Source organism: Mycobacterium parmense (assembly GCF_010730575.1).
In the GTDB taxonomy this organism is placed as follows: domain Bacteria; phylum Actinomycetota; class Actinomycetes; order Mycobacteriales; family Mycobacteriaceae; genus Mycobacterium; species Mycobacterium parmense.
The window spans coordinates 609,148-631,563 of sequence record NZ_AP022614.1; the positions used below are offsets into that span (position 1 = coordinate 609,148).

The 22,416-nt window shown below is 69.8% G+C and carries 16 protein-coding genes; 6 read left to right on the forward strand and 10 right to left on the reverse strand.

Features of this window, described 5'->3' with window-relative positions; all coding sequences use genetic code 11:
- Window position 1 precedes the first annotated feature (1 nt).
- The 4 genes from G6N48_RS02700 to G6N48_RS02715 all read right to left on the reverse strand — a co-directional run bounded on the left by G6N48_RS02700 (window position 2) and on the right by G6N48_RS02715 (window position 4,342).
- Complete coding sequence (locus G6N48_RS02700) at window positions 2-1,003, reverse strand: alpha/beta hydrolase (RefSeq protein WP_085267246.1); 1,002 nt, start codon at window positions 1,001-1,003, stop codon at window positions 2-4.
- An 88-nt stretch (window positions 1,004-1,091) separates the two neighbouring features.
- Complete coding sequence (locus G6N48_RS02705) at window positions 1,092-1,847, reverse strand: maleylpyruvate isomerase family mycothiol-dependent enzyme (RefSeq protein ID WP_085267247.1); 756 nt, start codon at window positions 1,845-1,847, stop codon at window positions 1,092-1,094.
- Between the two features lie 518 nt (window positions 1,848-2,365).
- Complete coding sequence (locus G6N48_RS02710) at window positions 2,366-3,622, reverse strand: HNH endonuclease signature motif containing protein (RefSeq protein WP_163670773.1); 1,257 nt, start codon at window positions 3,620-3,622, stop codon at window positions 2,366-2,368.
- Window positions 3,623-3,703: 81 nt separating this feature from the next.
- Window positions 3,704-4,342, reverse strand: a complete 639-nt coding sequence (locus tag G6N48_RS02715) for a TetR/AcrR family transcriptional regulator (RefSeq protein WP_085267545.1) — start codon at window positions 4,340-4,342, stop codon at window positions 3,704-3,706.
- Window positions 4,343-4,363: 21 nt separating this feature from the next.
- Here G6N48_RS02715 and G6N48_RS02720 point away from each other — a divergent pair, with 21 nt between their 5' ends.
- Window positions 4,364-4,564, forward strand: a complete 201-nt coding sequence (locus G6N48_RS02720; protein WP_139825608.1) for a hypothetical protein — start codon at window positions 4,364-4,366, stop codon at window positions 4,562-4,564.
- Between the two features lie 23 nt (window positions 4,565-4,587).
- On the opposite strand, the gene G6N48_RS02725 is transcribed toward G6N48_RS02720, so the two are convergent.
- Window positions 4,588-4,881, reverse strand: coding sequence for a WhiB family transcriptional regulator (locus G6N48_RS02725; protein ID WP_232066519.1), 294 nt, complete (start codon window positions 4,879-4,881; stop codon window positions 4,588-4,590).
- Between the two features lie 181 nt (window positions 4,882-5,062).
- On the reverse strand, window positions 5,063-5,461 hold the full coding sequence (locus tag G6N48_RS02730) for an anti-sigma factor antagonist (protein WP_085267548.1): 399 nt from the start codon (window positions 5,459-5,461) through the stop codon (window positions 5,063-5,065).
- A gap of 198 nt (window positions 5,462-5,659) precedes the next feature.
- On the opposite strand from G6N48_RS02730, the gene G6N48_RS02735 reads away from it, so the two are divergent.
- Together G6N48_RS02735 and G6N48_RS02740 are read left to right on the forward strand one after the other, a co-directional pair.
- The gene (locus tag G6N48_RS02735) at window positions 5,660-6,112 is read left to right on the forward strand and encodes an ATP-binding protein (protein ID WP_085267544.1); all 453 of its coding nucleotides are present in this window, start codon (window positions 5,660-5,662) and stop codon (window positions 6,110-6,112) included.
- A 165-nt stretch (window positions 6,113-6,277) separates the two neighbouring features.
- Window positions 6,278-7,879: an FMN-binding glutamate synthase family protein gene (locus tag G6N48_RS02740; RefSeq protein WP_085267543.1), complete on the forward strand. Its 1,602-nt coding sequence runs from the start codon at window positions 6,278-6,280 to the stop codon at window positions 7,877-7,879.
- 69 nt (window positions 7,880-7,948) lie between these two features.
- On the opposite strand, the gene G6N48_RS02745 is transcribed toward G6N48_RS02740, so the two are convergent.
- The gene (locus G6N48_RS02745) at window positions 7,949-9,619 is read right to left on the reverse strand and encodes a (2,3-dihydroxybenzoyl)adenylate synthase (protein WP_085267542.1); all 1,671 of its coding nucleotides are present in this window, start codon (window positions 9,617-9,619) and stop codon (window positions 7,949-7,951) included.
- 141 nt (window positions 9,620-9,760) lie between these two features.
- On the opposite strand from G6N48_RS02745, the gene mbtG reads away from it, so the two are divergent.
- Window positions 9,761-11,053: an NADPH-dependent L-lysine N(6)-monooxygenase MbtG gene (gene mbtG / locus G6N48_RS02750; protein WP_085267541.1), complete on the forward strand. Its 1,293-nt coding sequence runs from the start codon at window positions 9,761-9,763 to the stop codon at window positions 11,051-11,053.
- A gap of 65 nt (window positions 11,054-11,118) precedes the next feature.
- Here the strand turns inward: mbtG and nbtC are convergent, their stop codons facing one another.
- The 3 genes from nbtC to G6N48_RS02765 are packed head-to-tail and all read right to left on the reverse strand — an operon-like array spanning window position 11,119 to window position 16,242.
- On the reverse strand, window positions 11,119-14,184 hold the full coding sequence (gene nbtC / locus G6N48_RS02755) for a nocobactin polyketide synthase NbtC (protein WP_085267540.1): 3,066 nt from the start codon (window positions 14,182-14,184) through the stop codon (window positions 11,119-11,121).
- A gap of 10 nt (window positions 14,185-14,194) precedes the next feature.
- On the reverse strand, window positions 14,195-15,484 hold the full coding sequence (locus G6N48_RS02760) for a beta-ketoacyl [acyl carrier protein] synthase domain-containing protein (RefSeq protein WP_179969841.1): 1,290 nt from the start codon (window positions 15,482-15,484) through the stop codon (window positions 14,195-14,197).
- Window positions 15,481-16,242, reverse strand: a complete 762-nt coding sequence (locus G6N48_RS02765) for a thioesterase II family protein (protein WP_085267539.1) — start codon at window positions 16,240-16,242, stop codon at window positions 15,481-15,483. The genes G6N48_RS02760 and G6N48_RS02765 overlap by 4 nt, the downstream gene beginning before the upstream one ends.
- A 161-nt stretch (window positions 16,243-16,403) precedes the next feature.
- Here G6N48_RS02765 and G6N48_RS02770 point away from each other — a divergent pair, with 161 nt between their 5' ends.
- Both G6N48_RS02770 and G6N48_RS02775 read left to right on the forward strand, forming a co-directional pair.
- Window positions 16,404-17,384 carry a methionyl-tRNA formyltransferase gene (locus G6N48_RS02770; RefSeq protein ID WP_085267538.1) on the forward strand — a complete coding sequence of 327 codons (981 nt, stop codon included), beginning with the start codon at window positions 16,404-16,406 and terminating at the stop codon, window positions 17,382-17,384.
- Window positions 17,385-17,395: 11 nt separating this feature from the next.
- Window positions 17,396-22,408, forward strand: coding sequence for a non-ribosomal peptide synthetase (locus tag G6N48_RS02775; protein ID WP_085267537.1), 5,013 nt, complete (start codon window positions 17,396-17,398; stop codon window positions 22,406-22,408).
- Window positions 22,409-22,416 lie beyond the last annotated feature (8 nt).

Sequence of the window (22,416 nt, forward strand, 5' to 3'; positions counted from 1 at the left end):
GTCACCCCACCTCGTCGGCGAATGTGCGTGCGTCCTGCAGAGCATGCGCGATGAAGCGTGCGACGTATGCCATGGCTTTGGCGGCTTCGGGCGTCATCCGCGGCAGCGCCTGGAAGACGTGCACCTGGTGCGGCCACACCTGCAATTCGCACCTGCCGCCGGCGGCGCGGATCTCGGCGGCCAATTGCCGCGCGTCGTCCTGCAGCATCTCGGCGCCACCGGCCTGGATGAGAGTGGGCGGCAGCGGCCGGCCGGCAGCAACTTTCAGCGTCAGCCGGTGATGGGCCGGGTCGATGCCGGCGTGGTAGAGGCCGACCAGCCGAACGGCGTCGGCCGCGCGGATGGCGGGATCGCGTTGCCTCCGTTCGCGTTCGCGGCAGAGTGTGAACGTGACGTCGAACAGCGGTGAGAACAGCGCCAGGGCGGCCGGGTGCGGCGCCTCGGGCTGCAACAGCATATCCACCGCAAGGTGGCCGCCCGCCGAATCACCGGCGATGACAATCTGTTTCGGGTCCACGCCGCAGGATTGCGTCAGCCAGTCCCAGCCCGCTCGCACGTCGTCGGCCGCGGTGGGGAAGCGGTGGCGCGGGGCCAACCGGTATTCGATGCTGAACACCGGCAGACCGGTCAACGACGACAGCCAGGATGTCAACCGTCGGTGCGTCTTCGGCGAGCACACGGCATAACCGCTGCCGTGGACGTAATAAACGGCCCCGCCCATCAGATCAGCCTGCCCCCGACTGGTCGGCGTGCGCGCGCCGCGTACCCACTCGCCTTTGACGCGCCGGCCGTCGGGCAGTGTGGTGTCGACGGGTTCGACGCGTGCTCCCGCCAGCGACGGTCCGAACGTTCCCATGATCCGGGCGATGATCTGTCGAGACATCCACAGGCCCCAGGCCCGTTCGGGCGGCAGCAGGCCGCTGATCGGGCGCAGGGTGTAGGTGCTCACCGCTGCCGCCCCCCGGGATCGCACTGAACCCCGGGCCGGAACGCCGTCCGTCATGGGACGGAGTCAACCGCAAATGGTGACATTAGTCAATGGCAACGTTGGCGACCGGCCGCGGGTGGGCAAATGCATTGATGATTGGTGCTCATTCGATCAGGTCGTGGGCGGGCGGCCGCAAGCCGCCGTCGGTAAAGGCGGGAAGCGCGTCGGTGAAGACGGGCATCAGGTCCGTCGCACTGCCGTCCCAGGGCAGCGCCAGCAGTTGCGCGACGCTGCGCCGCCCACCGAAGGCACGCAGCGCCTCGAAGTCCGAAATGCTGAGTGCGACGTGACCGCGCGCGGTGTGCTGGTCGCCCAGTTGTACGAATCCCAGTATCGGAGTGCGTAATCGAAGCGCCGGCAGCTCCGCGTGCCGGATGAACTGGTCGCCCATTGTGGTCACGAAGCCCAAGGCCGCCTTGACCGCGCGATCCCCGACGCGGGAACCCGGCTCACCCAACGCGCCGCGAATGTCGTGCTCATGGGTCAGGGTGTCGAAAACGAGCTGGCATACCCCCGCATCAGAGGCAACAGCGAGGTTCGCCGACACCGAGTCAAGCGACCGCTTCCAGAGGTCGAGCAGGTCATCGATGCGGTGTCGGCCCAGTCGTGCAACCTGCGCGTCCGCCCAGGGGCCGGTGCCCTTCTTTGCCAAATTTCGCGCAACGATGTCCTGGGCGACGCCGGCCAGGTGCGCAACCACCTGCCGGATGGTCCAGCCGGGACACGCCGGGACGGCCAACTCCGCGATGCCGTCGCGCCCGCGCACCAACGCCTCGACGCGTTCGCAGACCAGCCGGTACGCCGCCCCCGCCTCACCGTGCGGCACCAGTTGAGGCACTTGGCCGTTACCCACACTCACGGGTCCACCCTTCCGCCACCGTCAGAACGCGACTGCCGGTAGACGCTACACGCATTTTAAGAAAAATAAGGGGAGTATGTGGAAAGCGTAAGGAACGGGCGTCCCGTGGATCGGTTCCATCCCCCGGGGAAGTGGCCCGGATCTTCATCACCGGGTCGACCGCTGGTCTGAGGTTGATGGCAGCCAAACTCCTATCGGAGGGTCGGACCGGGTTGGGGGCCAACCAAATTGGGTGGCAACGCCGCGACCGACGACCTCGAATCCGGGCCGGTGACCCAAGCGTGGCTGGCGGTCAGTTCCGCCCCGGAGGCAACGGTGACCGGACGGTATTTCGACCACCAGAAGCCTGCGGCAGTTCATCCTGATGCGCGTTCGGTCGAGACGCTCGACCCTCGGCAGATGAGCCCCTCCATAGGGCATCTGGCAGGCGGTGGCGCGGGGTCCAATCGTCGACCCTGGTGGGGCGGCGTCACCGAAACCCGTTCTGCGTCAGCTCGATTAGGTTTGGTACGGGGCAGCTAGCAAGCCTGCTGGTGTGGTGGTGGCGATTGGGGTTGGAAGGGTTGGTACCACCACCATTGGGCGCGTTCGCCGGTGGGTCCGGGGTAGGGCCCGACGGCGGGTGGTGGTGTCGTGGGTGGGCGTGCCAGTGATCCGGGCTGCAGGGGTCGGCCGGTGTTGTCGGTCACGCACAAAGCGTCGGCGGGTCCGGTGAGGGTGATGTCGCCGCGGTGGTGGGCGCGGTGGTGGTGGGGGCAGATCAGGACGAGGTTGGTCAGGTCGGTGGGGCCGCCGTTTTCCCAGTGTTGGAGGTGGTGGGCGTGTAGGCCGCGGGTGGCCCCGCAGCCGGGGACGGCGCAGTGGGGGTGGCGGTGTTGCAGGGCGCGGCGTAGTCGCCGGTTGATGGTGCGGCTGGTGCGTGCGGCGCCGATGGGCTGGCCGTCGCGGTGATACCAGACTTCGTAGGTGGCATCGCAGGTCAGGTACTGGCGTTCGGCGTCGGTGAGTGCCGGCCCCAGGTGCAGGGCGGCGGCGGGCTGCTCGACGTCGAGGTGCACCACCACGGTGGTGTGCTGGCTGTGCGGGCGGCGGGTGGCTTCGGTGTCCCAGCTGGTCTCGATCAGGCGCATCAATGCCTCGACGTTGCCCGGGAACGGCGGCGCGCTGTCGGAGGGGCGGGTGGCGTCGCCGCGGTCGTGTTTCCACTCGGCGATCAGTGCCTCGCGATGCGCGGCCAGCGCGGCGTCGAGTTTCGCGGAGTCGGGGTGCGCGAGTGTGATCCGCCAGCAGGTGTACTCCTGGCCGGCGGTGGTGGTGATCGAGGGGCCGGGTTCGGGGCGCGCCGGGGGGTCGGGGCGTGGTTCGAGGTTGACCGCGGTGCGCAGCTGGGTGACCGTGGCCACCGACGCCAGCTGGGCGTAGTGCTCATCAGAGCCGTGGGCGGCGCGCGCGGCGATGACCCCGACCTGATCGAGTGACAGCCGGCCCTCCCGCAGGCCCTGGGCGCAGCGCGGGAACTGCTCGAGCCGGCGCGCGACGGTGGTGATCGTGTGGGCGTGGGCCGAGGACGCGCCCAGCTTCCAGGCCACCAGGGCGGCGATCGAGCGCGCGCCGGTGGCCCCGCACAGCTCGTCGCGATCCAGCTCGGCCACGATCTGCACGATGCGCCCGTCGATGGCGTTGCGCTGACCGGCCAACTCCGCCAACTCCGCAAACAACCCATCAACCCGCTCAGCAGGACTCGGCGCCACAGCAGACGAAGTGGTCAACGACATACCCCCATCATCGCAACCAGGTACGACAACTTTCGGCCGCCCGAACCGCGCCCGGGTGCGACACCGTCAAGCAGGTCGAGCTCAGTCTTGGGGGTCGCCGCGGCGAAGTTGGCCCTCGCGCAGCAGCGCGTTGACCGAGTCCTGCCATCGCTTCAATTGCGCCGGGGTTCCGAAGGGCTCGGGAAGGCGGCGGTCGATGTGGGGGCGCAGGACGAGGGTGCCGAGCACCAAGATCAGCGGGTGCAGCGCCGCCCACAGCAGATCGAGATCGGGGCGCGTCAGTCCGTGGTCGCTGAGATCGCCCCACCGGCCGGCCCCGAGGTCGGCCAGGGCGTCGAAGATGACCGTTCCCACCGGGCGGCCGTCGACGACCGCGTCGAGGAGGTAGTTCACCACGTCGGGCTGTTCGACGATGAGCGCGGTCACCCGCCGTCCCGTCTCGGCGACGGAGTCGGGCGACGGCGCCGGGGCGGGCTCGGCCAACCGGGCTCTGACGACGTTGAGGACATGGTCGTCGACGGCCTGGATCAGTCCCGCTTTCGTCGAGAAATGATGTTGCACCAGCCCCACGGACACCCCCGCGGCGGCCGCGATGGTGCGCAGGGAGGTGGCCGCCGTGCCCTGCTCCGCGAAGAGGCGAAGCGCGGTTGCTCGGATTCGCGTCACGCTCGGCGGTGTGCCGGGATCGGCACCGTCGGGCGCTGCTGGTACGCGCGTCATTTGCTCCCACTGTACGAAACCGTGGCCAATACCGGTGTATTGTTTGCCGCTGTGGCGTCCGGAGACGAAAGAGTGACGATCAAGTTCGTCCGTGACTTCCAGACGTCCGACGGTTCGGTCACCTACACGAAGGGCTCTGAGTTCCTCGTGGATGCCGCGACCGCCGATGCGCTGATTCTGGCCGGCGTGGCGGTGACGGTTTCGGCGCGCATGGCCGAGTGATCAGGGCCGACGAATCCCGGGCTCTAGCCGACCAGGCGACTCTTGCGTTCGTCGAGGAAGCGCGACCACGACACCACCTCCGGGTGCTTCTTGAGCACCGCCCGGCGCTCGCGTTCGGTCATGCCGCCCCAGACGCCGTACTCGACTCGGTTGTCCAGCGCCTCGGCGCCGCACTCCGCGACCACGGGGCAGCGACGGCAGATGGCCGCGGCCTTGCGCTGGTCGGCCCCTTGGACGAAGAGGTTGTCAGGGTCGGTGGTGCGGCACAGGGCCTCAGCCGCCCAACTGTTGTGTTCCGGTGCCGGGGCGCTGCGCAAGACATGCCGCGGTCCTGATTGCTGGTCCCGACCGACGGTCGGCCTGTGTCCGGACAAAGAACTGATGCCTTCCACTGGTGGCCGCGCGCCGCGGGAGCAGGCGCTGCAGCGAATTACCCTTTTTCCGCTGTGCGCAAACCATCGGTCGACGGACCGGCTCTACGCGGCCGGCGGCCGGCGGTCAGGCGACGGCGGGCTCGGTGTCCAGAGCTGAGTCGACGGTCGGATAGACCGGCAGCATGTCGGCGAACCCGCAGGCCTTGACGATCCGCGTCACCATCCCCCGCTGACTCACCAGGCGCATGTCGATGCCGCGCCGACGGCACCGTTCCGACTCCTCGGTCAGCGCCTGAAATGCGCAGCAACTCACGAAATCCAGGCCGGTGAGGTCGACGACGACTGTTCCGGGGGCGGAGGTGACGGAGGCGGCCTCCTGGATCAGCTGCCGCCAGGTCGACTCGTTGCACGCGTCGGCCTCACCGCCCGCGCTGACGATCACTGCGAGGCCACTTCGATGGACGACCGCCCGCAAGTTGCTTCGCAGGCCGCCGAGTTCGGAGATCAGTCGCGGGGTCAACATCACATGGGTGCGCATCGGCCCGGCGACTGTGTTCACGGTGCTCCTCAACGATGCTGACTGGCGCATGGGTGCTGTGTATGTTGACCGACCGGCGCGGGCCTAAACGGCGCGAGCGGAACGTTCTGCCGGTGCGGTCCGGCGGCGGCCGAACCCGGCGCGTCGGTATATACCGTTCGGCATGCGGGTAGCCGAGAGGGCATGAGCGATCTCCACGCCGCCGCCGTGCCGGCTCGCACCTATAGGGGACCCGCGGACGCCGGCACCGTCGCGCTTTTCCGTCGGCATTTCCGTGACTGGCTGGACGCCCACTTCTTGCTGGACGCGACGCGCGTCAGCGACATCATTCTGGGCACCGACGAGGCGCTGTCGAACTGTGCCGAACACGCGTACCGCAACAGAGGTGGCCGCGGCGACATGGTCCTCGACATCGCGTACGACCATCAGGACGCGGCGATCGCCGTGTGCGTGACGGACACCGGGTGCTGGATCGAGCCCGACCCGACGGCGTCGCAGGGCCTGCGCGGGCGGGGCCTGATTCTGATGAACGCCTTGGCCGACGAGTGCACGGTCGACGGCCGCGATGACGGCACGACCGTTTGCCTGCGCTATCACCAGTACCTGACCCGGCATCGCGGCATCAAAGCAAGCTGACCTGTCCGGTCTATTCGACCGAAATTTGCTGTGCCGCAACACCGTTGAGTCACCTATCGATCATCCACGGGCGTTCGGCGCAGCGGCCTGCAGCGCCAGGGTTGGGGGGTGGGAGAAGAGGGTATCTCCAAGCGGCGGGTCGGACGTGCGTGGAAAGGTCGTGGGGTGATTCGATTCGGCAGCGTTGCCGGGCTGGCCGTCGTGGCCGTCGGGTCGGCGTGCCTGGCGCTGGAGGGGTCGTGGGCCTGGTGGATTCCGGCGGTGACGGTCGGAGCGCTCGCCGCGCTCGGTGTCTACGATCTGGCGCAACGCAAGCACGCGGTGTTGCGCAACTACCCGGTGCTGGGCCACATGCGCTACCTGGCGGAGGACATCCGCCCCGAGCTGCAGCAGTACTTCATCGAGCGCAACTTCGACGGGCGACCGTTCGACCGCGACGTGCGCGCTTTGATCTACGAACGGGCCAAGGGCACCGCAGCCGAGCTGTCGTTCGGTACCGAACGTGATATCCGCGAGATCGGCTACGAATATCTCATCCATTCGGTCGCGCCGATCGACTCTCCACCGGAACCGCCCCGGGTTCGCATCGGGGGCCCGGATTGCCGTCAGCCTTATCACATCGCGCTGATGAATGTGTCATCGATGAGCTTTGGCGCCTTGTCCGGCAACGCATTACGAGCACTCAACAACGGCGCGCGTCGCGGCGGGTTCGCTCACGACACCGGTGAGGGCGGCTTGACCCCCTACCACCTGGGGGGCGCGGACCTGGTCTGGGAGATCGGGTCCGGCTATTTCGGCACCCGGACCAAGGACGGCAGTTTCGATCCCGGCCAGTTCCGGGAGAAGGCGGCCCACGACGCGGTCAAGTGCATTTCCATCAAGCTCAGCCAGGGCGCGAAGCCGGGCCTCGGCGGAGTGCTGCCGGCGGCCAAGGTCACTCAGGAGATCGCCGATTACCGCGGCGTTCCGGTGGGCGAGAAATGCGTCAGCCCGGCCGCCCATTCGGCTTTCGGCACACCCCGCGAGTTGGTGCACTTCATCGCCCGCCTGCGTGAACTCGCCGACGGGAAGCCCGTCGGGTTCAAGCTCTGCGTGGGCTCGAGGATCGACGTGCTCGCGATCTGCAAGGCCATGATCGCCGAGAACGTCACGCCGGACTTCATCATCGTCGACGGCGCCGAGGGAGGGACGGCCGCGGCCCCGCTGGAGTACGAGGACAACGTCGGGCTGCCCCTGACCGACGGGCTGATGACCGTGCACAACGCCTTGGTGGGAACCGGCCTTCGCGACGTGATCAGAATCGGCGCCAGCGGCAAGATCGCCACGGGCACCGACATCGTCAAACGGCTCATTCAGGGAGCGGACTATACCAATTCGGCACGCTCGATGATGATGGCGCTCGGTTGCATTCAAGCCCAGCGGTGTCACACCAATGAGTGCCCCGTCGGGGTCGCGACCCAGGACCCGCGACGCGCACGCGCTCTCGACGTTGCCGACAAGAGCGAGCGGGTCTACCGCTACCAACACGCCACGGTCGCCGAAGCGATGCGGCTGATGGCCTCGCTGGGGGTCGACGACCCCGCCCTGCTTTCGCCGCACATGCTGCGCAAGAGGATCACGGCCACCGAGCACCGTTCGTACGCCGAGCTTTACACGTGGCTTCCGTCCCGCGCGCTGCTCGACGATGCGGCGCCCGACTGGCGCTGTGATTGGACGGCCGCCGATCCCGATTCGTTCGCGCCCGCCGGCCTGGCTCGGCACGGTTGACCGCGACGAGGCCAGCCGACGTCGCCGCAACGATGGGCGCAATGCGCCTTGCAGCGCTTCGGACACTTGTCAAGGCCGCGACGCCGAAACCTGTCCCGCGATAGCCCTCTTGTCGACCTTGCCGACCGGCGTGGTGGGCAGGGCCGCCATGGCGACCAGCACATCGGGGCGCGTGTGCGCGGCCACGCCGCGCCCGTCGAGGTGGGCGTTCAACTCCGGCAGCGTCATTGGTGGGCCCCTGAAAACGACGGCGGCGCAGATCTTTTCCCCGAGTAAGGGGTCGGGCAGCGGCACCGCGGCGGCCGAGTGGACGCGCGGATGGCTCAGTATCTGCTCCTCGAGGTCCGCCGCGGAGATCGTCTCGCCGGCCCGGCAGATGACGTCTTTCACGCGACCGGTGACCACCAGGTAGCCGTCGTCCCGGCGGCGCACCAGGTCGCCGCTGCGATAGAACCCCTTGTTATCGAAGCAGCGCGCGTTGTCGCGTTCGGCGCGGAAGTAGCCGTTGAACGTGTAGGGCCCGCGCACCAGCAGTTCGCCCTGCTCCCCGCGCGCCACCGGTCGGCCGTCGTCGTCGACGATGCGCAGTTCGTCGTCCTCGCACAGCGGTCGGCCCTGGGTGTGGTCGAGTACCTCGGGTGGATCGTCGAGACGGGTGTAGTTCAGCAGGCCCTCGGCCATCCCGAATACCTGTTGCAGGCCCGGCGTCAGCGCTTCGCGGACCCGTCGCGCGTCGTCGGGCTCCAACTTCGATCCGCCGACTTGCAACAGCCGCAACGACTTCGGCGTCACCGGTTCCCACTCGCACGCTTGCGCCCACAGTTTGGCCAGCGCGGGGACCAGCGCCGTGATCGTGACGCCGTGTCGTTCGATGGTGGCGAAGGCGGCCTCCGGGCTGGGGTCGGTGCCGAACACGGTGGTCGCGCCGACGCTCATCGCACCGAGCAGGCCGGGACAGGCCAGCGGGAAGTTGTGTGCGGCGGGCAGGGACACGAGATACACGTCGTCGCCGGTCATTCGGCACAGCCGGGCGCTGGCGGTGGCGTTGTAGACGTAGTCGTCATGGGTGCGCGGGATCAGCTTCGGCGCCCCGGTGGTGCCGCCCGACACCAGCAGCAACGCGGGGGAGCCGGTGTCGACGGTGACCTCGGGCGCGTCACCGCAGGGCAGCCCCGACCAGGCGACGAAGGGCCCGGGGTCACCGTCGACGACGACGTGGCTCAGCTGCGGGTGCAGCGCCACCAGCTGCTGTGCCATCGCGCGGTAGTCGAACCCGCCCGATCCATCCGTGATGACCAATCCGACCGCGCCGCTGACCTGCGCGAAGCGGTCCAATTCGGCCAGCCGGTGGCCCGGCAGGCACAGCACCGGGATCGCGCCGGCGCGCAGCAGGCCGAACAGCGCGACCGCGAACCGGCACGAATTCGGCAGTTGCAGCAGCACCCGGTCGGTGGGTGCGATGCCGAGTGCGGCGAAGCCGCCGGCCGTCCGCCGCACCAGTTCGTCGAGCTCGCGGTAGGTGTGGCTGGTGACGGTGTCCACCACGGCCACCCGGTCGGGCCACGTGGCCGCCGCGCGCCGCAGCAGCGAGTCGACGGTGCGGCCGGTCCAATACCCGGCGGCCCGGTAGCGGGCGGCCCGTTCCTCGGGGAAGGGGAGGAACCCGTCCGGCGACGGGGGAGCGTTATCTGGCACCTCGGGAACTCCGTCCGGAGCAGGCGTGTCCTGCCGATCCGACATAGGGTAGCGTACGGAAAGTTAGGGAAGCCTGAGCTAATCTGATCGACGGAGGTGGGCTGTGGGTGGCGCGTCATTCGCCGGTGACCCGGCGGACGAGGTAGGCCACTTGCCGCCCCGCGAACAGGCTCAGGAGGCGGGGCGATGAGCGGGAGGCTCGCGGTCGTAGGCGCCGGGGCAAAAGCGGTCGCGGTGGCCGCGAAGGCGGCGGTGCTGCGCGACATGGGCGTCGATGTTCCCGACGTGGTGGCGCTCGAACGCTCCGGTGTGGCCGCGAACTGGCGTGCCGGCGGCGGCTGGACGGACGGGCGCCAACGACTGGGCACCAGTCCCGAAAAGGACGTCGGTTTCCCCTACCGGTCCGGCCTGGTGCCCGGCCGCGACGCCGACGTCGACGAACGGATGATGCGGTTCAGCTGGCAGTCCTACCTGGTCGCCACCGACCAGTTCGTCGGCTGGATCGACCGCGGCAGGCCCGCGCCCACGCACGAATCGTGGGCCGGGTACCTGCGCTGGGTCGCCGACGTGTCGGGCCTCGACGTCGTTCGCGGCGAGGTGGTTCGGATCGAGGTGGACGAATCGCGATGGATATTGCACACCCGCGAGGCGAGGCTGGCGGCGGACACGGTGATGATCACCGGCCCGGGCCAGCCGGATCGGTCGATGCTATCCGGCGATCCGCGGGTTTTGTCGATCGCGCAGTTCTGGCAGCGGGCCGGCGGCCACGACCGCATCGTCGCCGACAGTGTCGCGGTCATCGGCGGCGGCGAGACAGCGGCGTCGATCCTCAATGAGCTTTTCCATCACCGGGTTTCGGCGATCACGGCGATATCGCCGCAGGCGACCCTGTTCACTCGCGGCGAGGGTTTCTTCGAGAATTCGCTGTTCTCCGATCCCACCGGGTGGCGTAGCCTGACCCAGGCGGAACGGCGCGACTGCATCGCCCGTACCGACCGGGGCGTGTTCTCCGCGCGGGTCCAGGAGTCGCTGCTGGCCGACGAGCGGATCAAACACCAGCGGGGGCGGGTGGCGCGGGTGGCCGACCGCGACAACCGGATCTGGATCACGTTGCGCACGGACAACTGTGGCGAACCGCTCGAAACGCTGCACCGGTTCGACCTCGTCATCGATGGATCCGGCGCCGACCCGCTGTGGTTCCTGCCGCTGCTGAGTCCCGCCGCGCTCGATGTCCTCGAGGTGGGGCTGGGCGGCCCGGTGACCTGTGAGCGACTGGAGGAATCGATCGGCCCCGACCTGGCCGTGGCCAACGTCGTCCCGCGCCTGGTGCTGCCCAACCTCTCCGGCGTCAACGAGGGCCCGGGATTCCCGAATCTCAGCTGCCTGGGACTGCTGTCCGACCGCGTCATCGGCGCCCAGCTGGGAGTCGCCGCCGCCGACCGGTCGAGGAAGAGAAGCGGTGAGTATCAATCGGTTTGACGGATCCGATCGCCACCGGCGCTGACTGGTCGGACCGTGCGCACGGGGCCGTCGTGGCCCACCGGTCAGCTCCGTAGCCGTGCGGCGACGTCCGCGATGGACGCGCCGCCGAGCAGGTCGGCGACCTCGAGGTCGTGGCCGAATTCGAGCTTGACGCGGCGGCGTAATTCCAGCGCCTGCAACGAATCCAGGCCGATCGCCACCATGGGGGCTTCCGCGTCGATCGTCTCCGTGCGCTCGACACCGATGGCCTGAGCGACCAGCTTCACCAACCGCTGCGACGGCTCGACGTCCGCGGCCGGGACGGCCGGCTCGTGGTCGGGCATGTCGTCCGGGGACGCCAGTGCGGACAGCAACGAGGCGCGCCCGCACGTCTCGAGCACCGACCGGGCCCGGTCCAGATCGAAGGCCGCCACCACGACATTGCCGTGGTGATCGGCCATTCCCAGTCCCAGCGCGTCGGGGGACGTCATCGGGTACAAGCCCGTCACCGACAGCTGCGCGGTGCCGGGGGAATCGGGGACGAAGGTGACCGCCCACTGCCCCCACTGCACCGAGACGCAGTCCACACCGTCGACCCGCAGCCGCTGCGCCATGGCGTCGAGCATCCGGTTGGCCGCGGCGTAGGCGATCAGCCCGCGGCCACCGACGTTAGCCGCGATCGAGGAACACAGGACGACGCGGCAGTCGTCGGTGCGCGGGAACGTCGCCAACACCCGCTCGAGGCCGACGACCTTGGCGCGCAGGGCGTCTTTCATCGTGGCGGCGGCGAGGTGGTCCAGCTCCGCGCCCGAATAGCCCACTGCCGCATGGACGATCAGGTCGGCCGGCGTGTCGCGGTGCCGGTCGGCCAACGCCGCCACAGCCGCCGGGTCGGCCACGTCGCACCGGGTCACCTCGATGCGTGTCGGGGTCTGCGCACCGATCCGCCGCAGCCGGTCCGCGACCGCCCGGCCCCCACCCGACCGGCTCACCAGGGTGATTCGCCGCGCCTGGCGGCGGGCGAAGTGGTCACAGAACTCGAGGCCCAGGTTCCCGGTCCCACCGATGATCAGCACATGGTCGGGCGCAGCGCCGTACGCGGTTTGCGGGGGCAGCCGCTGTTGCACAACGCGTTTGGCGTACAGGCCGCCGCCGCGCAGTGCCAGCTCCGACTCGCCGGCGGTGTGCAGCGAGGTGAGGACGGTGACCGCGGCAGCGGGCGACATCGCCGCGGCATCCAGATCGAGGTGCCGGAAACGCACGCCCGGGTGTTCGGCGCCGATGCACCGAAAGCCCGCGCTCGCGGCGGCGTGCACCGGATCCGGCGGCGGATCGCCGGCGACGGCCTCGGCGCCCACCGTCACCAGCCAGCATTCGGTGATCGTCTCGGTCAGCCCCGGCCACCACGCGCGTTCGGCGAAGAACGTCGCCACCGCGTCCGCCGCGGCCGAGACGTCGAGCTCCGGTGACGGCGGAACCAGGATGACCAGGGTGTCCAGACCCTCTGTGGTACCCCCAGTTTCGATGTCGACGGGACGGGCCGTGGCGCCGATGTCCCCGGCGGCGGCGCACAGGGCGCCGGCCAGCCCGGCGCAGGCCCCGGTGTGGTCGACGATCCCGATGGTTCGCGGCGCAAGCAGGGAGCGGTGCGAAAGCCGAACCCACTCTTCGGCGAGCAGCTTTGGCCCCGCAGCTTCGGCCGCCGCGACCGGCTCGTCCGCCGCGGCCGCCGGCCTCACGCGCCGCGGCAGGACCTCGTCGTAGGGCAGCCACAGCTTGGTCTCGTTCATGACGGTGTTGGGGAAGTCGCGCAACGGCCGCGGGTCGGGGCCCTCGGAGTCGATGCGCAGGCGGTCCCAGTCGAAGTCGTGATCGTGCACGGCCAGCAGCGCCAGATTGCGGGTGAACTCGCCGAGACCGGCTGCGGTCCGCTCGGATGTGCCGATGACCATGGCCGGGTGTTGGGCTTCGGGGTCCGCGGCGTCCAGCGCCGCGAGGTTGTCCTGCACGGCCAGCTGCAGGGTGGGGTGATCGGCCAGTTCGACGAAGGTGTCGACGCCGAGCGACACCGCGGCCGCGACCGCCTTGTCGAACCGGACCGTGTTGCGCAGGTTCAAGAACCAGTACTGCGTCACCGGGATGTCTTTGGCGATCGGCCCGCCGAGCGTCGTTCCGATACAGGCGATCTCGGTGTCGAGAAAACTCGGGTTTTGCAGTTCGGTGATCGCGCGGACCTTGTCGGCGAGCTCGTGGATCAGGCTGGTGTGGGCCGGGTAGCTGACCCGGATGACGCGGGCGAAGGTGTCCTGGTCGGCGAACGCGTCGACGACGTCGCACACCGTTTCCCGGTCACCGGAGATCCCCACCAGGTTCGGCGAGTTGACGACGGAGAGCTGCGCCCAGCCGGCGCATCGCGCCAGCGCGTCCTCGCAGCCGTCGCGGTTGGTGGCGACGACGGCCATCGCGTAGTCGCCGGAGCCGAACTCGTCGGCGGCACGTGCCCGTGTCGCGATGACGCGGACCGCGTCGGGCAGTGTGACGGCGCCGGACACGTAGGCGGCCGCGACCTCCCCCTGGCTGTGCCCGAGGACGACCTTCGGCGCGACGCCGAACGAGCGCCACATCGCCGCCAGGGCCGCCATCATCGTGAACAACGCCGGCTGGACCGTGCCGGCGCTGTCGTCGTCCGTGAGCGACTCGTCGAGAAGGTATTCCAATGGCGACCAGCCGAACAGGCTCTCGAAAGTGGCGGCGCAGCGGTCGGCCTCGGCCCGAAACGCCGGAACCGATTCGTAGTAGCGCCGACCCATGCCGGGGCGCTGGGCGCCCTGCCCGGGGAACACGTACGCGAGTCTGCGCGCGGTGGCCGGCGTGCCGCTGCGAACCACGGCCGGGTGCTCCCGGGAGTCGGCCACCGCCCGCAGCGCGGCAACCAGCTCGTCGCGGCCGGAGACCATGGCCAGGGCCCGGTGCCGGCGGGCCGCCCGCGTGCGGAACAGCATCGTCGCGATCGCCTGCGGCGTCACGTCGGGATGCCGTCCCGCATAGTCCAGGACGGCCGCGGCCTCGCGGCGCAGCGACTCCGGGGTGTCCGAGGTCAACAGGACCGGGACGGTGCCGTCCGGGAGCCGGTAGGTCGCAGGTGTCACGTGCTCACTTTCACGGGTCGACGGGCATGGCGATGAGTGCGTGCGCGTTGGCCCCCCCGGCGCCGAAGGACGAGACGGCGCCGTAGCGCAGACCGTCTTTCGGCGCCCAGTCCTGCAGCTTCGCCGCCAGGCGCAGGCCCGTGATGCTCCAGTCCAGCATGGTCGTCGGGTTGTCCGCGAAAAGCGTTGGGGGGATGGCGCCGTGGTGGCCGGCGAGCAGCAGTTTGATCAGTCCCATGATCCCGGAGGCCGCCTGCGGATGCCCGAGGTTGGACTTGATCGAACCCACCGGCGCCCGGCATCCCGCGGCCCCGTAGGTCTTGAACAGGGCGAGCAGTTCCACCGGGTCGCCCGCGCGGGTCCCGGTGCCGTGCCCCTCGATCATGCCCACGTCGGCCGGGTCGATCGCGGCCGCGTCCAGCGTCTTGCGGATGAGCTGCTCCTGGGCGCGCACCCGCGGCACCAGGATCGGTTTGCCCTTGCCGTTGTGGTTGGTGCGGATCGCCAGGATGCGTCCGTAGACGGGATGTCCCAGCTGCCGCGCCCGCGATTCCCGTTCGACGAGGACCATGCCCGCGCCTTCCCCCCAGACGGTGCCGCTGGCGTCCTCGGAGTAGGCCCGGCAATGTCCGTCGTCGGACAGCGCGTTGAGCCGTGCGAACTCGTAGAAGGCCCCGGGGGAGCCCATGACGCAGACGCCGCCGGCGATCGCCCAGTCGCATTCGTCGGCCGCCACCGCGGTGGCGGCCATGTGCACCGCGGTCAGCGAGGACGCGCACGCCGTGTCGACGCTGATGGACGGGCCGGTCAGCCCGAGGCTGTGCGAGATCCGGGCCGCGCCGCCCAGCTGGCCCAGGCTGGCGATGCGGTGTCCGCTGTGGGCGTCGGCCACCGCGGCGCGCGGCCCGTACTCCATCGGCGACATCCCGACGAAGCAGCCGACGAATTCCCCGCCCAGCGCGGCGGGATTGACGCCCGAGTTCTCCAACGCCTTCCAGGCCACCCGCATCGCGACCCGCTGCTGGGGATGCATCACCAGCGCCTCGCGATGGGTGATACCGAACAGGGCGGGGTCGAACGTGGTTGCGCTGTCCAGGAATCCGCCCGCGTCGTGCACCGGCCCCCAGCCGTCCAGCTCCGACACCGACAGCAGGTCTTCCAGCGGCCAGCCGCGGTCGCGCGGGAAGGGGCCGATGAGCTCCCGGGATTCGGCGAGCGCCGACCACAGGGCGCTGGGCCCGTCGATGCCCCCCGGCGCCTCGACCGCCAGCCCGGAGATGACGACCGGATCGCCGCTCACGCCGTCTGACCGCACGGCGAGCACGAGGTCAGCAGGTCGGCGATCGCCTCGACATGCTGGTTGAGGTAGAAGTGCCCGCCGTCGAACATGGTCACCGTGACGGCGCCGGTGTGCTTGCCCCACGCATACAGGTCGCCGAGCGTCACGTACGGATCCTGGTCGCCGCCCATCGCGTGAATCGGGGCCGCCACCTTGACGTCTTCGCCGCACGAGTAGGCGTCGAAGGCCTTGAAGTCGGCGCGGACGACCGGGAGGGTCAATTTCATCAGCTCGCGGTTCGCCATCACGTTGGTGTCGGTGCCCTCGAGTCGCAGGAGATGGTCGAGCAGTTCGTCGTCGTCATCGGTGGGGTGTGAGGGCTTGCCCGCGGCGTGGCACGGCGCGACGGTCGCCGACACGTTGAGCTGCCGCACCCCGACGCGCCGAGCCTCGGCGATGCGGACGAACTCGAACGCGACCATCGCCCCCATGCTGTGGCCGAAGACCACGAGCGGGACCCCGCGATTGTGTTCCGACGCCGCGAATTCGGCGAAGGCGCCGGCCGCGATGTCCGGCAGCGTCCCCAACAACGGCTCCCCCGCGCGGTCCTGGCGGCCGGGGTACTGGAAAACCAGGACGCGGAACTTCTTGCTGAGCACTTTCGAGAACTCGCGGTAGGCGGACGCGCCGGCCCCGGCGTGCGGGAAAACCAGCAGCGGAGGGCTCTCGGGCGAATCCGGCTGGTGGAACTGTCTGATCCACCCGAGTGTGCGCGGCATGCGCTCCTGCCTTTCGATCTCACCGGCGCGGTGGCCGCGAGAGCCTTGTAACTTAGCGAAGGCTAACATAATCTGCTGGACTTGTGATCGGCGCTCGCACGAGCGCCGGACACCGTTCCAGACGCCGTCCGACCAGCGAGGATGCAGAGGGGTTTCGAATAATGCGCGTCGTGTCGTTCGGTTTTCAGACCTGGGGGTGCAGGACGCTGCAGGCGCTCATCGAGCTGGGTCACGAGGTGCCGCTCGCGGTCACCCACCCGGCCAGCGAACAGCCGTACAAGGCCATCTGGTCCGACTCGGTCGAGGAACTCGCCAGACAGCACGGCATCCCGGTGCACCTCACCGACCGGGTCGACGCCGAGACCATCGACGTGGTCAAGCGCGCCGAGCCCGACGTCGTCGTCGTGAACAGCTGGTACACCTGGATGCCGCCGGAGCTGTACAACCTCGCGCCGCACGGGACGCTGAACCTGCACGACTCGCTGCTGCCGAAGTTCACCGGATTCTCCCCGGTCCTGTGGGCGTTGATCAGCGGCGAATCCGAGTTCGGGCTGACGATCCACCGGATGGACGACGGGCTGGACACCGGGGACATCCTGATCCAGCATTCACTGCCGATCGGTCCGGGTGACACCGGCACGGAGCTGGTCAACCGCGGCATGGACCTGATCCCCGGGGCGCTGCGCGAGGCGCTGAGCGCGCTGGAGTCCGGCACCGCAGTCTGGCGGCCCCAGAACAAGGCGCAACGCACGTACTTCCACAAGCGTTCCCAACGCGACAGCCTGATCGACTGGAGCTGGCCGGCCGAGGATCTCGAGCGGTTCGTGCGCGCACTGTCCGATCCCTACCCACGCCCCTTCAGCTTCTACCGGGGCGAGCGGATCGAGGTGCTAGGGGCTCGGGTCTCCGAAGCGCGCTACGGCGGGACCCCGGGGCGGGTCGTCGTCCAGGAGGGCGGCGGCGTGGTGGTATGCGGCCCAGACGCGCATCGGGGCGGCAACCGCGGCCTGGTCATCACGCAGGTTCGTTCCGCCGACGGTACAACGCGCCGCGGCGAGGAGTTCTTCGCGCGGGGCGGCTATCTCGGTGGGCGCAGCGAACCGGGCGGGCTCGGCGGGCTCAGTGGGCGAACCGAAGGATAGTGGGGCGAGCGATGGCAGATCACGCCAAGAGCGTGCAGGAACGGCGTCGCGAACTGCTCAGACGGCGCATCGCCGAAAGCGGCGCGGCCACAACCGGTTCAGCAGAGGGAGCGGCGATCCACGCCGGGCAGCGTTACCCGCTGTCGCCCGGTCAGCGCCGGATGTGGTTCCTGCAGGCGATGGACGCCCAAGACGTCACGCTCAACGTCTGCGTCTCCTATCGGCTGACGGGAGCCGTGGACGAGGCGCGTTTGCGCGGCGCGTTCAACGACGTCGTCGCGCGCCATGCGATCCTGCGCACCACCTACGGGGTGGACAGCGAGGGCGAGCCGTATCAGGTCTTTGCCGAACAAGCCGAGATCAATTGGCGCAGAGATGATCTCACGTTACTCACCGAGGACGAACGCGAGCGGCGGATCGAGGACACGGCGCGAGAGGAATTCGGCCGGCCGTTCGACCTCACCGCCGAGTTGGCGCTGCGCGTCACCCTGTTGCGCACCGGAGCCGCCGAATTCGTGCTGCTGCTCACCGTTCACCACATCTGCTGGGACGACGACTGCTGGGCCGTCTTCGCCCACGACCTCAGTGCCGCCTACAACGGCCGCGCCGCGGTGGGGTCCCCGCCCCAGTTCGTCGCGGTCCAAGTGCTGTGTGCCCCAACCGAACCCACCATCGCCGACGTCGGCTACTGGGCGGAGGCCCTGCGTCCAGCGCCAGAACCCGTCGAGCTGCCCGGTGCGGCCGCCGCCCACCCGAGCAGAACCGCCGAACGCCGGACGCGTGCGCTGCCCGCCGCCCTGTCCGCGCGGGTCCACGACTTCGCCCGTAACCGCTCCGCCTCGCCGTTCATGGTGCTGCTCGCCGCATTCGGCGTGCTGGTGCGCCGCTACACGGGAGCACCGGACTTCCTGGTCTCCGTGCCGGTGACCCAACGGCAAGCCGCGGCCGAGGGGGCGATCGGGTACTTCGGCAACACGCTGCTGCTGCGGCTGGCCCCGCGACCGCAGGACACGTTCGCGTCGTTCGTCGACGCGGTGCGGGAGACCTGCCTCAACGGGTTCGCGCACCAGTCCGTCGGCATCGATCGAGTCGTGCGCGAGGTCAACCCCGAACGGATGGGGCGCGACGGCATGGACCAGCTTGTCCGACTTGGCTTTTCGCTGCGCAAGAGCGCAGGCGGATTCACGTTGGACGGCGTCGACGTGCGCCAACTCGAGCTCGGAGCGGTCGCCGCCCACCTGCCGCTCGCCCTGGCTGTGGTGCTCGACCCCGACGAGGCGGCCGTCGAGTTCGAGTACCAGGTCGACGTCCTGGGCGGCGAGCTCGTCGAGCAGATGCTGGTGCACTACCTACAGCTGCTGGACAACGCGCTCGCCGATCCCGGCCGCCCCCTGACCCGTCTGGACATGCTCGGCGCCGGGGAGCGTGAGGCCGTGCTGGCGCAGTCACACGGCGAGCTCGTCGCGACGCCACCCACCACCATGGTCGCCATGCTCGAGGCCGCCGCGAACGCCGTGCCCGAGAAGGCCGCGCTGGTCTGCGCCGACGCCGAGCTGACCTACGGTGCACTGCACCGGCGGGCGAATCGCCTGGCGCGCAGGCTCGTTGGCGAGGGCTACGGCGCCGACGACATCATCGGGCTGCGCATGACCACGTCGGTTGAGTTCATCGTGGCGATGCTCGCCGTGCTCAAAGCCGGCGCGGCCTACCTGCCGATCGACCCGGCCTACCCGGCGGATCGCATCGAATACCTGGTCGCCGACGCCCGCCCGCGCACGGTCCTCGGGCGCGACGAATTCGACGCCGCCGAACGGGCCGCCGCGCGGCTGGCCGACGCCGAACTGACCGACGCCGACCGGACGCGCCCGCTGTCCCCGGAACACCTGGCCTACGTCATCTACACGTCCGGCTCCACGGGCCGGCCCAAAGGGGTGGCGGTGTCGCACCGGGCGATCGCCGAGCACGTCGACGGTTTCATCGCCGAGTGGAGCATGACCGCCGAGGACCGCCTGCTGCAGTCGTCGTCGGTCAGCTTCGACGCGTCGCTGCTGGACATCTTCGTCACGTTGTGCCTGGGCGCCCAGCTGATCGTGCCCAGGCCGGACGCGTTCAGCGACGTCGGTTACGTCGCCGACATCATCGACCGCCACCGTGTCACCGTGCTGCACATGGTGCCGTCCATGCTGAGCACCCTGCTGTTGTTGCCGCAGGCCAGGCAATGGCGGGCGCTGCGCCACGTGCCCGTCGGGGGAGAGGCGCTTCCCGGCGAGGTGGCCGACAGGTTCGCCAACCACTTCGACGCGGAGTTGCGCAACCACTACGGGCCCACGGAGGCGGTCGTCTGCGCGACGCACATGCGCGTCGAGGGCCCGCAGGGCACCCGTGTGGTGCCGATCGGCGTGCCCAACCGCAACGTCTTCACCTACGTGCTCGACGAGCAGTTGCAGCCGGTTCCGGCCGAGGTCATCGGCGAGCTGTACCTCGGTGGTGCTCAACTGGCCCGCGGCTATCTCGGGCGTCCGCGCCTGACCGCGGAGCGGTTCGTCGCCGACCCGTTCAACCCCGGCATGCGGCTTTACCGGACGGGAGATCTGGTGCGCCGCAGGGCGTCCGGCGAGCTCGAGTTCGTCGGCCGGGCTGACGAGCAGGTCAAGGTCCGCGGCTTCCGCATCGAGCTGGGCGAGGTCGAGTCCGTGATCGCGCGACACCCGGCGGTGGGGCACTGCCTGGTGGTCACCGAGGACACCGACGCGGGCCCGCTGCTCGCCGCGTACCTGGTGCCCGCGCATGCCGCTGCGGATCTCGACCTCGACGAGATCCGCGCGCACGCCGCGGCGTCGCTGCCGGAATACATGGTGCCCAGCGCCTTTGCGGTGATCCCCGAGATCCCCCTGACGGTCAGCGGGAAACTGGACAAACGGGCGCTGCCCGCACCGACCCCGGTGCTCTCGCACGGCTACCGCGAGCCGGTGACGGCCACCGAGCGGCGCATCTGCTCGATCTTCGCGCAGCTGTTCGGCCGGGAGCGCGGCCTGGACCGCATCGGTGCCGACGACTCGTTCTTCGGGCTGGGCGGCCACTCCCTGCTGGCGGCCCGGCTGGTGGCCCGGATCCGCGCCGAGTTCGGCGTCGAATGCAACGTTCGCGCGGTCTTCGACACACCGACCCCGGCCGGGCTGGCCCGCCAGATCGAGCGGTTGCGGGCCGGGTCCGGCCGTGGGGCAGCGGGTTCGGCCCCCGACGGTGCGTCGCCGAGCCGGCCGCAGTTCACCGCGGCGGCCCGCCCCGAACGGCCTCCGCTGTCCTACTCGCAGCTCGCCATGTGGTTTCACTACCGGATGCGAGGCCCCAACGACGTCTTCAACATGGCGCTCGCGCTGCACTTCAGCGGCCCGCTGGACATCGACGTTCTCACCGAGGCGCTCAACGACGTCGTGGCCCGCCACGAGGCGCTGCGCACCAATTTCGGCGACCACGAAGGCGTTCCGTACCAGCGCGTGCACCCGAGCCTGCGGGTCGAGCCGGTCGTCATCACCGTGGCCGCCGACCAGGTCGACGACACCATCGCCGCGCTGCGCCGCCACGTGTTCGCGCTGGAGTCCGAGCCGCTGATCAGGCCGACGCTGTTGAGCGTCGACGCCGAGTCGCACGTTCTGCTCTTGCTCGTGCACCACATCGTCACCGACCACTCCTCGCTCGGTGTCGTCTTCGACGACCTCGTCGTCGCGTACCGGGCGCGGCTGGCGGGCACGGTGCCGCAGTGGTCCGCGCCAGCGCCCCAGTTCGCCGATTACGCTGTGTGGCAACGCAACACCTTCGATACACCGGGCGAGTGGGGGCAAGCGGAGCTGGCCTTCTGGCGCGACGCGTTGGCCGATCTGCCCGCCGACATCTCGGTGGCCACCGACCGCGCGCGCCCGCTGGTCCTCGGAAGGCGAGCAGAGGTCGCGAGCTTCGCGGTCCGTGCCGATCGGCGTGCCGCCCTCACGCGGCTGGCCGAACAGACCGGCTCCAGCGAGTTCACCGTCTACCAGGCCGCTCTGGCGGTGGTGTTGCACAAGCTGGGCGGTGGCCCGGACATCGTTATGGGCAGCCCGGTCGCCTCCCGCGTCGACCTGAGCACCGCGGAACTCGCCGGCCCGTGCGCCAACGTGGTGGTGCTGCGCACCGACCTGTCCGGCGCCCTGAGCCTGCGCGACGTGGTCGCGCGCAGCCGCGACACCGTGCTCAATGCGCTTGCACACCAGGAATTTCCGATCGAGCGGCTGGTCGAAGCGCTCAACCCGCCCCGCTCCTCGGCCCGCAACCACCCGCTGTTTCAGAACTCGATTCACTTCCAGGGCGAGGATTGGGCGCTGGTGGCGCGCGAGCTCACCCCGGCCGGGGAGACGACGGTTCGCCCCGGCCGGATCGACTTCGACGTCTCGTTGCTGGACCTCAACGTCAGCGTCAACGTGACCCGCGACGGCGGCCTCGACGTGCGGGTGGTCGCCAATGCCGACCTCTACGATCCCGCCACCGTCGGGCTCATCGCCGAGGCCCTCGACGTGGCGTTCGGCGCCTTCGCGACGGCACCGGACACCGCGGTGTCGGCGCTGGAGTTGCTGCCCGCGACCGACCTGGCGGCGTTGTCGGCCCCGCCGGCAGCAGCCGAGGCGCACCGCCCCGAATCGTTCGTCGGCGGCTCCCCGCGCACCGAGCGAGCCCTGATCGCCCTGCTCGAGGAGCTGCTCGACGTGACCGGCATCGACCGCGAGGACAACTTCTTCGCGGTCGGCGGCGACAGCATCGTCTCCGTTCAGCTGGCGGCCCGCGCCACCGCGCAGGGACTGGCGCTGACGCCGGCCATGGTGTTCGAGACCATGTCGATCGCCGAGCTCGCGGCCGCCGTGGACGCGGCCACCGACGCCGCCGCGGCGCAACAGGATCCGGGTCGGCAGGCGCACGCGGAGCCCATGAGCGCGTCGGGGCTGGATGCCGACGCCCTGGCCCGGCTCACCGCATCCTGGCAACGGAACGCGTGACGACTCCC

Excerpts from the sequence above, each read along its gene's own strand:
- G6N48_RS02700 (WP_085267246.1), bottom strand. The coding sequence starts at position 1,003 with ATGACGGACGGCGTTCCGGCCCGGGGTTCAGTGCGATCCCGGGGGGCG.
- G6N48_RS02710 (WP_163670773.1), bottom strand. The coding sequence starts at position 3,622 with ATGTCGTTGACCACTTCGTCTGCTGTGGCGCCGAGTCCTGCTGAGCGG.
- G6N48_RS02715 (WP_085267545.1), bottom strand. The coding sequence starts at position 4,342 with ATGACGCGCGTACCAGCAGCGCCCGACGGTGCCGATCCCGGCACACCG.
- G6N48_RS02730 (WP_085267548.1), bottom strand. The coding sequence starts at position 5,461 with ATGTTGACCCCGCGACTGATCTCCGAACTCGGCGGCCTGCGAAGCAAC.
- G6N48_RS02735 (WP_085267544.1), top strand. The coding sequence starts at position 5,660 with ATGAGCGATCTCCACGCCGCCGCCGTGCCGGCTCGCACCTATAGGGGA.
- G6N48_RS02745 (WP_085267542.1), bottom strand. The coding sequence starts at position 9,619 with ATGTCGGATCGGCAGGACACGCCTGCTCCGGACGGAGTTCCCGAGGTG.
- mbtG (WP_085267541.1), top strand. The coding sequence starts at position 9,761 with ATGAGCGGGAGGCTCGCGGTCGTAGGCGCCGGGGCAAAAGCGGTCGCG.
- G6N48_RS02765 (WP_085267539.1), bottom strand. The coding sequence starts at position 16,242 with ATGCCGCGCACACTCGGGTGGATCAGACAGTTCCACCAGCCGGATTCG.
- G6N48_RS02770 (WP_085267538.1), top strand. The coding sequence starts at position 16,404 with ATGCGCGTCGTGTCGTTCGGTTTTCAGACCTGGGGGTGCAGGACGCTG.
- G6N48_RS02775 (WP_085267537.1), top strand. The coding sequence starts at position 17,396 with ATGGCAGATCACGCCAAGAGCGTGCAGGAACGGCGTCGCGAACTGCTC.